We start from the raw sequence: 12574 nt of genomic DNA on the forward strand, positions 1-12574 counted from the left end.
AAAGTTAGTAAATTCTGAAGCTAAGCTATACAGATATATTTTGAGATTTAACATCAAAAGCATCACGCAAGCCAATAGCCAATAAATTAAATGCATAAACCGTAAGCATAATGGCTAACCCGGGTAAAAGTGCAAGGTAAGCGGCATCCATAATGATATAGCCATAATTCTCCTTAATCATACTTCCCCAGCTCGGCATCGGCGGTTGCGCACCAAATCCGAGAAAACTTAATCCTGTTTCGAGCAAAATAGCAGAAGCAAAATTAGCAGAAGCCACCACAAGAATAGGCCCGGCAATATTGGGAAGAATATGTCTGATAATCGTTCTTGAAGTCGAGAAGCCTAGTGCCTTAGAAGCCTCTACAAATTCAACTTCTTTTAAAGCCATAACCTGTCCACGTACAAGCCGCGATACATCCACCCAGGTAGATAAACCCACAGCAATAAATATCTGCCAAAATCCCTTTCCTAATGCAAATGAGATGGCAATAACCAAGAGTAAAGAAGGCAATGACCAAATCACATTCATAAACCAGCTGATCAACGCATCCGTTTTTCCGCCAAAATAACCGGCTAAAGCACCCAGACATACCCCAATAAAAAGAGAAATAAGGACTGCCATTAAGCCCACCGACAAAGAAACTCTAATTCCCAAAATCAAACGGCTCAACATATCCCGGCCATAGGTATCAGTACCTAGCCAAAACGTTTGCCGATATTGTTGATTAGATGATAACTTTGGATATTCAGACTCTTCTGCCTGTTCGTCATCACCAATATATTCCCTCACATAAACCTTATCCCCTACTTCACGGTAAGCAGTTATCGGAATACTTTTAAAATCGGCTTCCTGACCATGTAACATCAATTCCAGAAAATTCACTTTTTCAATGTTGTTTTTCCTGCTGATGATTAAAAAGTCGAAAGATCTGCCTGGCTTTTTATTGCTGAGTTGTAGGTGCATGGTATTTGCCATCGGACTTTTATCCGGTGTAATCAGATAGCCCAGAATTCCCATTAAGCTCATGGTTAAAATAAATAACAATCCTCCAAAAGCCATTTTATTTTTCTTAAAACGCTTCCATATTTTGCTTGAAGGACTATTATTGATCTCCATTATTTTACCATTCTACCTTTCCAGTTGTACTTTCCACTATTCCCCGCAATACCGATATACACAATGTACAAGATATGCAACACATTCAATACTGGCAAAAGCACCAACAGACTCTTTCTCTTTGCAAATGCAGTCACATCGTATAAAAACAGCCATTCAACAACCATTTTTGCCAACAACTGAACTAAAGCTAATTTGAAATAAAAGCCATCAAAAATGCCCAAACCAATATTTACCAGGATGCTTAGGTTAAACAACCAGATACAAACACCCAATACAATGATCGACTTATTTTTATACCTCGTGCTTTTAGAAGCCCAACGCCTTCGTTGCTGAATAAATTCTTTTAATGTCGCTTTGGCATGCGTAAAAACCACTGCATCCGAATGCTTTAAAAAACCTATGGCATCCCCAAATCTCGCTGCCATTTTATGCAACAACAATTCATCATCACCAGAAGCCAGATCATCAATCCCTTTAAATCCGCCCACTTCATAAAAAGCATCCCGCTCGTAAGCCAGGTTAGCCCCATTACAAGTAGAGGGCCTTTTATTCCCTATCGTCGAGGCACCAAGGCCAATTAAATATAAAAACTCCAGTGTTTGTGCACGTTCAAAAAAGCTCTTTTCTTCGAAATAAGCCACGGGCGAAGAAATCATTTTATACTTCTTTTCTTCATAAAAACTTACGATGGTCTTCAGCCAATTTGGTCCCATCCTGCAATCTGCATCCGTAGTAATGATCAAAGTCCCGGTAGCCTGGGCAATCGCTGTCTGTATCGCCTTTTTCTTATAAGAGTTAAGCGGCTGGTCCTCGTTTAAGCGGATCAATTTTACACCTTGGGATGCATAAGAATCGATAACTGCAGCTGTTTGATCAGTAGAGTGGTCATCAATAAATATAATCTCGGTTAGTCCCCGATCATAATCCTGAGCAATCAAATCTTCGATTGTCTTCGCGATATTTTGCGCCTCATTACGGGCAGCCACGAGGATAGAAACTTTAGTGTTTAAAACGGTAGTCTTAGGTTTAAAATACACCAACTTATGCCATCCTTTGATGAAAGTAATGACCACCATGATGTATAAAACCGTTAAAACAGATGAGATATAACTAATTACGCTGAATACTTCCAAAAAAATTGAGTTTAAACACAAAATAAGAACCTAATATAGCAGGAATTATAATATTTATGAGCCAAATACTTGCAGTACATGCAATAACGGCTACTTGATGACCTGTTATATAACTAAAAAAGTAAGAGGCGGTAACACTCCGCACCCCTATATCAAAAAGATCAAGAGAAGGGAGCGTCGATTGGACAAAAAACAGAATACTTACCATCATAAAAATATCCAGGTAATGAATTTCTGGTATCAGCCAAAAGAAAAGAATAAAATATTGCGTGCTAAATACGACATAGCGCGCCAAACAGAACAACAAAATATTTAAGAGTTCCTTTTTGCTGTACCGGGCTAGGATGCTGTAAAACTTCTTGTACTTCCGGGTAAAGCGCATAGAAAGCAAAATCCCATTCAACCATTTGATGTTGAAATAAAATATGATAAAGAAAGCACAGAACATTGCGGCTAAGGCAATCAGCGCATAAAAAAGTCTGTAATCAATAGGTTCAAAACGGTAAATAAATACGCATAAAGCGATTGCCCCAAAAACATTGGTCAGCACCATCTGCCCGATATTACCTACAGCCATGGCTACAACCCCAATAACCCTTCGTTTAGGAGAAAGAAAAAATACCCGTCCTCCATATTCACCAATCCGATTGGGGGTAAATACTGCCCAGGTTAAACCACAAAAAACAGATTCAATAGCCCGCCATACACTGATCCTTTCCACTCTGGCAATTAGTCGCTTCCATTTCAAAGCCTCCAATCCCCAGTTCAGCAACATCAGTAAAAAAACAACCCCAAGTACCAGAATAATTTCTTGTATCGGAATCTGTTTTAGCAAATTTCTAAACGCTGCTAAATTCTCATTGGAGGAAAGTTTCCTATATACAAACCAAAATGCAAATACGACAATTGCGCCCTTTAGAATGTATGAAAGTACCTTTTTATAATTGGATGTCAATATTTTTGCTTTTACTCTGTGCAAATATGCTTAATATTGTTCTATGTTGGCTGAAAAAAAGGAAAGGGTGATCATGGGGATCGATCCAGGTACCTCGATTATGGGGTACGGGGTTATTCTGGAGAAAGGAAGTAAAATTGAACTGATCACTATGGGGATTGTCCGAATGGACCATCTGGACGACCACTTCTTAAAGCTACAACGCATTTTCGAAAAAACAATAAAACTACTAGACGAATTTAAACCAGATACCGTAGCTCTTGAAGCCCCATTTTACGGAAAAAATATACAGGTAATGCTAAAACTTGGCCGTGCCCAGGGAATTGCAATGGCAGCTGCACTATCGCGAAATATTCCCATCAATGAATATGCACCAAGGAAGATCAAGCAATCCATTACAGGAAACGGAAGTGCCGGAAAAGAGCAGGTGGCGGCTATGCTCCAAAGATTATTAAATTTTAAGGAAACACCAGAGTTTTTAGATGCTACAGATGGACTTGCTGTTGCAGTATGTCATTCTTTTCAAAAAATCCCAACCGGTGGTAAGGGAAAAACCTACTCCGGTTGGGAATCCTTTGTTAGTGACAATAAAAAGCGGATTAAATAAGCTTTCTCTGTCTTTTATAATACCGGTAAACAAAATATCCAGCGGCTATCAATACAAGTATTGACCAGATATTTAATAACATTAAGATGAATTCTTTAAAGATAAACCAGCCACCCTGTAGATTTATAATTACACGTTGAAAAAAGGGTGGACGATAATCTGAAAGGTTATCATTTCCAACAACAATCTGTTTCACCGTATGGTCCTGATAGAAGTTGAGCGTCACGTCGCTATATTGAACCCGGCTATTTATCGACATATTTTTCACTTTCTGATCTACGTATTCATCTTTCAGTGCCAAACTCTTACTTACATCTTTCGAAGCTATGACTTCCTTCTTTTTATTAGCTTTCTTTTCTAATTGAGCTACGGCTTCCTCCCTATTGATACTCTTTAACTCGCTCGTAAGATAACTCAGGCTCTGATCGTCGAACTTCAACGACTGATGGTCTACAAAAACGGCCATTCTTGCTACCTGGTTAGTAAAATCATCCAACTTTTCCGAAGGAACTCTGGCCACCATCAGGCCTTCTGTGCGATAAGCTGTCAGTTCTAGCAGGGAATCTGTACTGTACTTTACCTTTTCTGTATTTTGAATATTGCTGATAATAGAAACCTCTCCTATGGCCCCGCCTTCTGTTTTTAGTATTGCCGAAATCTTTTCTTTTGTACTTTGAACATCTTTCACTCTAAACTTCATATCAGCCGTCTTAATGATCTTCGACTCCATTACAGTATCTCCGTTCTCAATTTTGTTGAGGATATCAGCAGACTCACCCATTTTCGACGCATTGTTGCAGCCGAAAGCCGTCATTGCGAATACGCAATAAATTAAATATTTTTTCATATTGTTAAAGGTTGTATGTTTTACCTTAATACCAGATGCGATAATAAGTAACCTTAAAAAAATTGGATAACATAAATATTACAAAAAAAGAGCCTGTATCATAAATCGATGATATAGGCTCTTTTGTTTTTCCTGCAGTTTGATCATCTTGATTATTAGTAATTTAAGTTGATTTTTATGGTTTTAAATTTGGATTAACTTACTGATTTTCATATATTTATGATATAATCAATACGAAATATGGCCAATAAGAAACCTGTTTTTAAGCCTTATTACCAGCATCAACTCATGGCGTTTCCGCCTACCTTCGATGAGTTGATTCCAGCAGATCATACTGTAAGACTTGTCGACAAGATTATTAATGTGATCAATGTAGAACCATTGTTGAATGCCTACCACATCAGGGGCGCATCTAACTATCATCCCATATTGCTTTTAAAAGTATTGGTCTACGGATATGTGACCAATACCTATTCCAGCAGAAAACTGGCCATAGCCTGCCGGGAAAGTGTTCCTTTTATGTGGTTGAGTGGTATGAGTAAACCGGATCACAATACGATCAACCGATTTCGGGGTGCCCGTTTAAAACATGCTTTGCGTAGTGTATTTGAAGAAGTGGTCAAATATCTGGCTGAAGAAGGATTGTTGAGTATTGATGAAGTTTATACCGATGGAACCAAGATTGAGGCGAATGCCAACAAGTACACTTTTGTCTGGAAAAAATCTATCCAGACCAATAAAGCGAAGATGAAAAAGCAACTGGATGAGATCTGGAATTATGCCCAGAGTGTGGCTACGGTGGAAGATTTATTGCCCGAACCACCTACGGCTAAAACCGTAAGTCCCGAAAGCATCCAGGCAACAGTTGATAAGCTGAATGAAGTGCTGGCTAACAATGATCAGGTTGATAAAAAGACCAAAGCAAAGCTCCGTTACCTTACTAAAAACTATCCCGAGACTATTAATAAGTATGAGCATCAGGAAGAAATACTCGCTGAACGCAACAGTTACAGTAAGACTGATCCGGATGCAACTTTTATGAGAATGAAAGAAGATCATATGCGTAACGGACAGCTCAAACCGGCTTATAATGTACAGATATCCACTTCAAACCAGTTCATTGTCAACTACACCATTCACTCCAATCCTACAGACATCTTAACTTTAAAATCACATCTGGAACAACATGAGAACAGCTTCAATCGTCCCCCAAAGATCCTTACCGCTGATGCCGGTTATGGATCAGAAGAGAACTACACCCTGCTGGAGCAAAAACAGGTGGAGTCTTTTGTTAAATTTAACATGTTTGACAAACAACAAAATGCACGCTATAATCAGAAATATCCTTTTGCAACAAATCAGCTTTTTTACAATGAACAAAAGGACGCTTACATCTGCCCAATGGGGCAAAGCATGGACTTTGTGGGAACAGTTAAAAAACGTACTACAAGTGGATTCGAGCAGCATATCAGGAGATATCAAGCCAAAAACTGCAACAATTGTCCGCTAAACGGGGCTTGCCACAAGTCTAAAGGCAACCGTCTAATAGAAATTAATGAAAACCTGCAAAGGCATAAGCAAAAAGCACATCGTCTACTCAATACAGAGCAGGGCATCAGTCATAGAAAGAAACGATGTTATGATGTAGAACCTGTTTTTGCCAATATCAAACAGAACCACGGGTTCCGCCGCTTCATGCTCAGAGGTAAACAAAAAGTGGAAATTGAATGGGGATTATTGGCAATTGCACAAAATATTAGGAAAAAAGCAGCTTAGAAAAGCTGTTTTTTGTACACTTTAAGAAATATTCAAAGAAAAAGGCATAGTAAGCAAATACTCAAGACGGATCTCAAAGATTACAAAAAATAGAAGCCGCATCATCTTTTGATTAATGATACGGCCTCTTTCAATTTTAATAATATATTTTTTACTGCTTAAGCAGCCAATATTTTAAATACGCCTTTGCATGCTACTACAGTACCAACCGCTAAGATTGCCCAAGAAACAATTGACAATGTAGTTGAATCACCTGCAAAACGCAAATAAACACCTACAATACCGATTAGGACACCCAAAATTATCATTGTATAAATCGAAGTCTCGTTAGCTCTTTTCATGCTAGGTGTATTGTGTAGTGGTCTCTCTTCCATGCTATTTATAATTATGGGACAAAAATAATATTAATTACCAAAAAAGTAGTATTTAATCTATTACTTTTTAAATAAGTTACGGTGCAACAAAAAATAATAGCTCAATTATGGATTATAGTCCAAACATGCATCTCTTTTAAAAACAAGATCCATGAAAAAGATATATCTATTTTTGCTTATCGCTTTAAGCACAAGCATCATAAAAGCGCAATCACCCCGTTTATTTCCTGCGGTATTGGAATCGGCAACTGTTTATCGCGCTGGTGCTGAATTGAATCATAAAGCCCGAATTAACATCCCTACTGGCACGAGCGAAATAGTAATTACCAATATCGCCAATACACTAGATGAAAACAGTATTCAGATCAACGTTCCCCCAAGTGTTACGATCCTATCCACCAGCTTTAGCAAAGATTACTTAAAACAAGACAATAATAGCCCCGCCTATCGGATCATTGAGGATAGTCTGACTGTAGCCAAAAGAGAATTGGTTAAAGTTCAAAATAAAAGCATCGTTGATGCGAACCTATTGGTGCTATTAGATAAAAACCAGACTGTTGGCGGCACCAATACTGGAGTAAATGTAAATGAGTTGATCAAAGTTGCAGATTACTATAAAAGCAAACAACTTGAACTCCGCAATAGCATTGCTACCTGGCAAGAAACAGAGCAAAGCTGGCAAAGAAAAATTGCAAAGTTGCAAAAGCAATTACAGGAACTGAGCCAGGACAAATCTGGCACAACCGGACAAGTGATCATCAATGTTTTGACCACACAGCCAGTTAATGCAGATTTTAACCTGAGCTACTTATCACCTAATGCGCAATGGCAAGCGCTTTACGACCTTAGAACGGAGAATACAGCTTCACCCTTAAAGATTCTTTATAAAGCCAGCATAAGTCAGTATACAGGCATAGACTGGAAAAAGGTTAAGCTTAGTCTTTCTACCGGCAATCCTACACAAAATGGGACCGCTCCATTATTATCTTCCTGGTTTCTACAATTTGGATCACCCCAAAATCAATTCGCAAAACAACTAAAAGGAAAAGCCTCTGGGATGATGATCGGAAGTGTAGATAAATATGAACTCAAAGAAGTGGTGGTCACCGCCATGAGTCAAGCAGCGCCGCAATTCACGCAAGTTGAAAACCAATTGAATGTTGTATTTGATATCGATATCCCCTATGATATTGCTTCCAACAGCAAGCCACATAGTGTAATGCTCAAAGAATCAACTCAACCGGCCTCATACAAATATTATAGCGTACCTAAAGTAGATAACGACGCTTTCTTAATGGCCGAAATTACAGATTACGAAAAGCTAAATCTTTTACCTGGAGAGGCAAACCTCATCTTCGAAAATAGCTACATCGGAAAATCCTATATCAATCCAAATGCCTTAACCGATACCTTAAAGTTGAGTATGGGCCGTGATAAAAAGATCATTATCAAACGTGAGAAAATAGCTGAGCAAACGGGAGTAAAAACAATAGGAAGTAATAAGAAACAAACTTTTACCTATGAAATAACGGTAAGAAATAACAAAAAAGAAGCGATAAGCTTACAGCTTAAAGATCAGTATCCAATATCAACGGATAAGGATATGGAAGTCGAATTACTCAGTTCAAATGGTGCAGAAGTAGATAAGGAATCGGGAATGCTGACCTGGAATTTAAATATGAAACCAGCTAGTTCACAAAAGATCAGAATTAGCTATTCTGTGAAGTACCCTAAAGAAAAAATCATTCCGAACTTATATTAATAAAACAAAAAAGCCCTTATCATTGCTGATAAGGGCTCTATACATTATGCTTACGCTTATTAACCGTTCAATGCAGCCGCACCACTTACAATCTCTGTAAGCTCTGTGGTAATCGCAGCCTGACGTGCCTGGTTATAAGAAAGCTTTAACGCTTTAATCAAATCACCAGCATTCTCAGTTGCTTTATCCATTGAAGTCATACGTGCTCCGTGTTCAGAAGCATGTGAATCCAATACCGCTTTGTACAATTGCGTCTTAATCGACTTAGGAATCAATTGCTCAACGATCGCTTCTTGAGAAGGCTCAAGAATATAATCAACGTTCATTTCCTTTACAGCTGTTTCCTCTTGCGCCGTTTTAGGCAAAGGCAACAATTGCTCTGTCGTTAAAAGTTGAACAGCAGCGTTTTTAAATTTATTGTAAACCAATTCCACTCTATCAAATTCACCCTTTTCAAATCCAGCCATAATGCTTTCAGTGATTTTAGTTACATTTTCAAAAGTAAGAGCAGAATATACATCGCTATTGTTGCCAATAACGCTGTAATTGCGTTTCTCGTAAAAATCCTGAGCTTTCTTACCAATGGCTACGATACTTACATTACCTCTTTTCAACTGCTCGCTGTATTTTTCGGCAATTAAGTTGTTCGTAGTTTTAATTACGTTCATGTTGAACGCACCCGCTAAACCGCGGTTAGAAGAAACTACTACAATTAATACCTTATTAGGCTCACGTTCTTGTATAAAAGGTGATGATGATCCTTCTAAGCTACCTGAAAGATTTCCTAAGATCTCTTTTAATTTAGTAGCATAGGGACGTAATTGTACAATAGCATTGGTAGCACGTTTCAATTTAGCAGCCGAAACCATTTTCATGGCTTTGGTAATCTGCTGTGTAGATTGCACTGACGCTATACGAATTCTTACTTCTTTTAAATTAGCCATTCTCTTTTTATCTCAGATCTAATATTAATATTTACTTGAAAGCTCTTTAGCTACAGTTTCCAATACACCTGTGATCGTGTCATCAAACTTACCTGCTTTTAAAGCGCTTAAAGTTTCAGGATGACGTTGCTCAAGTTGTTGTAAATATTCCACTTCAAATTCCCTTACTTTATCTACAGGAACAGAACGCATTAAGTTTTTAGTACCGATATAAATGATCGCAACCTGCTTCTCAACAGTCATTGGAGAGAATTGACCTTGTTTCAAGATCTCAACGTTACGTGAACCTTTATCTAATACTGATTTAGTAGCTGCATCAAGGTCAGAACCGAATTTAGAGAAAGCCTCTAACTCACGGTATTGAGCCTGATCTAATTTCAATGTACCAGCAACTTTCTTCATCGATTTGATCTGAGCATTACCACCTACACGTGATACCGAGATACCTACGTTAATAGCTGGACGAATACCCGCGTTGAACAAGTTAGATTCTAAGAAGATCTGTCCGTCCGTAATCGAAATTACGTTAGTTGGGATATAAGCAGAAACGTCACCAGCCTGAGTTTCGATAATAGGAAGCGCAGTTAATGAACCACCACCTTTAACGATACCTTTTAATGATTCAGGTAAATCATTCATTGCTTGAGCGATCTCATCGTTTGAGTTGATCTTTGCAGCACGCTCTAACAAACGACTGTGAAGATAAAACACGTCACCTGGATAAGCCTCACGACCCGGTGGACGACGTAACAATAGAGAAACCTCACGGTAAGCTACAGCTTGTTTAGACAAATCATCATAAACAATTAAAGCTGGTCTACCCGTATCACGGAAGAACTCACCGATTGCTGCACCAGAGAATGGAGCATAAAATTGTAATGGAGCTGGCTCAGCAGCAGAAGCTGCAACAACTACAGTATAAGGCATTGCACCGTTTTCCTCTAAAGTACGAACGATGTTAGCTACTGTACTTGCTTTTTGTCCACAAGCTACATATATACAGTAAACAGGGTTACCTGCTTCGTAAAATTCTTTTTGGTTGATGATAGTATCGATACAAACCGCAGTTTTACCAATCTGACGGTCACCAATAACCAACTCACGTTGACCACGACCGATTGGAATCATACCATCGATAGCTTTGATACCTGTTTGTAAAGGCTCAGTTACTGGCTGACGATAGATTACACCAGGAGCTTTACGCTCGATTGGCATTTCATAAGTTTGGCCAATGATTGGTCCTTTACCATCAATTGGTTCACCCATTGTGTTTACAACACGACCTAACATACCTTCACCAACTTTGATAGAGGCGATTTTCTTAGTACGTTTAATAGTATCACCTTCTTTGATTTTGTCAGATGGGCCCAAAAGTACCACACCAACATTATCTTCTTCAAGGTTTAAAACAATTCCTTGCAAGCCTGTTTCAAATTCAACTAACTCGCCCGATTGAACTTTAGTTAAACCATAAACACGGGCAATACCATCGCCCACTTGCAATACGGTACCAACTTCTTCAAGTTCTGCTTCTGATTTGAAGCCCGCCAATTGCTGCCTGATAATTGCCGATACTTCGTCTGGTCTTACCTCTACCATAATTTTATATTATTTCTTTTGTAAATTCAGTATTTGTTATCTCTATTTCGCTCTTGCTTAAACAATGCCTTGAGCAAATTCTTTTTTAAGTTTATTTAAACTGCTGGCAATACTCGCATCAAACTGCTTATCACCTACCTTTAAAATAAAACCACCGATTAGCTTGTCATTAACTTTTTCTTTAATCACAACCACATTGGCGCCAATTTCCTTTTTCACTATCGCTTCAATCTCAGCGCGACTTTCAGCCGTAAGTTCAGTAGCTGAAGTTACATCTGCAGTAACAATACCTTTAATAGCATTGTACTGTACAATAAAAGCTTTTGCTGTATCAAATAGAATTGCAGAACGGCCTTTGTTTACCATCAGCTTAAAAAAAGTGCTGGTAACCTCATTTACCTTACCTACAAATAAACCATCCAAAATTCCTGATTTCTTATCCAAAGGAACAATAGGGTTTTTAAGAATAGCTTCCAGTTCAGGGTTTTGATCAACCACCTCCGCTAAAAGCATCATATCATTCTTAATCTCCTCCAAAGTATTGCGCTCTGTAGAAAGATCAATTAATGATTTAGCGTATCTCGATGCTGCTGTATTTTCTGACATTTTTTCCGTTATATCTAGTTAAATAAACTATAGACTAGTTTAATTCAACATCTTTTAAAAGGTTAGCCACTAAATCCTCTTGCTTAGCTTTGTCCTGAAGCTGGTTACGCAATACACGCTCAGCAATATCAAGAGATAAAGTTGAAACCTGATTTTTCAATTCAGCCAAAGCAGCTTTCTTTTGATTCTCAATTTCAATCTTAGCTTTCTCAATCAGTTTAGCACCTTCACTATGCGCCTGAGTTTTTGCCTCTGTAAGGATATTATCCTTTAAAGTTTTAGCTTCTTTCAAGATTGAATCACGCTCAGCACGTGCTTCCTTCATCAACTCCTCATTTTGAGAAGTCAAACGAGCCATTTCTTGTTTTGCTAATTCAGCTTTGTTTAATGCTTCATCAATTGATTGCTCACGCTCTTTAATTGCTGCTAAAATTGGTTTCCATGCAAATTTTGCCAATAAAAACATTAGCAATAAGAAAGCAATGGATTGAAAGATAACTAGGCCGAATTCAGGTAATAATAATTCCATCTGTATATGTATAAAATATTTTGTTCTTTTTTAACAATAAATGGTACCAGGTACAAACCTGGCACCGTTTAATTTCTAGCCATTACCCATTAGGGCAACAACCACTGCGAAAAGCGCAACAGCTTCAACGAAGGCAGCAGCGATTAACATTGCAGTTTGGATTTTAGATGCAGCTTCTGGTTGACGAGCAATACCGTCCATAGCTGAACCACCAATGCGTCCGATACCTAGACCAGCGCCAATCGCAGCTAATCCTGCACCAATTGCAGCAATACTTCCTGTAATCATGATTTTATATATTAATTGTTGTTAAAAAATAATT

13 protein-coding genes are annotated in these 12574 nt (G+C 38.3%); 3 read left to right on the top strand and 10 right to left on the bottom strand.

Features of this window, described 5'->3' with window-relative positions; genetic code table 11:
- Nucleotides 1-25: 25 nt before the first annotated feature.
- Genes BLS35_RS21520 through BLS35_RS21530 form a run of 3 tightly spaced genes read right to left on the bottom strand, consistent with a single transcriptional unit; the run spans nt 26 to nt 3232 of the window.
- On the bottom strand, nt 26-1117 hold the full coding sequence (locus BLS35_RS21520; RefSeq protein ID WP_090785428.1) for an ABC transporter permease: 1092 nt from the start codon (nt 1115-1117) through the stop codon (nt 26-28).
- Nucleotides 1117-2196: a glycosyltransferase family 2 protein gene (locus tag BLS35_RS21525; RefSeq protein WP_090785561.1), complete on the bottom strand. Its 1080-nt coding sequence runs from the start codon at nt 2194-2196 to the stop codon at nt 1117-1119. The genes BLS35_RS21520 and BLS35_RS21525 overlap by 1 nt, the downstream gene beginning before the upstream one ends.
- Nucleotides 2197-2230: 34 nt before the next feature.
- Nucleotides 2231-3232 carry a lysylphosphatidylglycerol synthase transmembrane domain-containing protein gene (locus BLS35_RS21530; protein WP_254779026.1) on the bottom strand — a complete coding sequence of 334 codons (1002 nt, stop codon included), beginning with the start codon at nt 3230-3232 and terminating at the stop codon, nt 2231-2233.
- 19 nt (nt 3233-3251) lie between these two features.
- Between BLS35_RS21530 and ruvC the strand changes: the two genes are divergently transcribed.
- A complete protein-coding gene (gene ruvC, locus BLS35_RS21535; RefSeq protein ID WP_090785436.1) occupies nt 3252-3815 on the top strand; it encodes a crossover junction endodeoxyribonuclease RuvC in 564 nt (187 codons plus the stop codon).
- Here ruvC and BLS35_RS21540 read toward each other — a convergent pair.
- Nucleotides 3808-4662: a DUF4349 domain-containing protein gene (locus tag BLS35_RS21540; protein ID WP_090785439.1), complete on the bottom strand. Its 855-nt coding sequence runs from the start codon at nt 4660-4662 to the stop codon at nt 3808-3810. The two genes, ruvC and BLS35_RS21540, sit on opposite strands and share 8 nt — an antisense overlap.
- Before the next feature lie 240 nt (nt 4663-4902).
- Here BLS35_RS21540 and BLS35_RS21545 point away from each other — a divergent pair, with 240 nt between their 5' ends.
- Nucleotides 4903-6438, top strand: a complete 1536-nt coding sequence (locus BLS35_RS21545; RefSeq protein ID WP_090785441.1) for an IS1182 family transposase — start codon at nt 4903-4905, stop codon at nt 6436-6438.
- A 158-nt stretch (nt 6439-6596) separates the two neighbouring features.
- On the opposite strand, the gene BLS35_RS21550 is transcribed toward BLS35_RS21545, so the two are convergent.
- The gene (locus tag BLS35_RS21550) at nt 6597-6812 is read right to left on the bottom strand and encodes a hypothetical protein (RefSeq protein WP_090785443.1); all 216 of its coding nucleotides are present in this window, start codon (nt 6810-6812) and stop codon (nt 6597-6599) included.
- A 151-nt stretch (nt 6813-6963) separates the two neighbouring features.
- On the opposite strand from BLS35_RS21550, the gene BLS35_RS21555 reads away from it, so the two are divergent.
- Nucleotides 6964-8574, top strand: a complete 1611-nt coding sequence (locus tag BLS35_RS21555) for a DUF4139 domain-containing protein (protein ID WP_090785445.1) — start codon at nt 6964-6966, stop codon at nt 8572-8574.
- Between the two features lie 59 nt (nt 8575-8633).
- Here BLS35_RS21555 and atpG read toward each other — a convergent pair whose 3' ends face one another.
- The 5 genes from atpG to atpE form a co-directional block, all read right to left on the bottom strand.
- Nucleotides 8634-9518: an ATP synthase F1 subunit gamma gene (atpG, locus tag BLS35_RS21560; protein ID WP_090785446.1), complete on the bottom strand. Its 885-nt coding sequence runs from the start codon at nt 9516-9518 to the stop codon at nt 8634-8636.
- Between the two features lie 24 nt (nt 9519-9542).
- A complete protein-coding gene (gene atpA / locus BLS35_RS21565; RefSeq protein WP_090785450.1) occupies nt 9543-11117 on the bottom strand; it encodes a F0F1 ATP synthase subunit alpha in 1575 nt (524 codons plus the stop codon).
- Between the two features lie 57 nt (nt 11118-11174).
- The gene (atpH, locus tag BLS35_RS21570; RefSeq protein ID WP_090785452.1) at nt 11175-11723 is read right to left on the bottom strand and encodes an ATP synthase F1 subunit delta; all 549 of its coding nucleotides are present in this window, start codon (nt 11721-11723) and stop codon (nt 11175-11177) included.
- A 34-nt stretch (nt 11724-11757) separates the two neighbouring features.
- Entirely contained in the window at nt 11758-12252 is a 495-nt protein-coding gene (locus tag BLS35_RS21575) for a F0F1 ATP synthase subunit B (protein ID WP_090785453.1), read from the bottom strand.
- Nucleotides 12253-12327: 75 nt separating this feature from the next.
- Nucleotides 12328-12537, bottom strand: coding sequence for an ATP synthase F0 subunit C (atpE, locus tag BLS35_RS21580; RefSeq protein ID WP_062551197.1), 210 nt, complete (start codon nt 12535-12537; stop codon nt 12328-12330).
- Nucleotides 12538-12574 lie beyond the last annotated feature (37 nt).

The organism is Pedobacter sp. ok626, assembly GCF_900100435.1.
Lineage (GTDB): Bacteria > Bacteroidota > Bacteroidia > Sphingobacteriales > Sphingobacteriaceae > Pedobacter.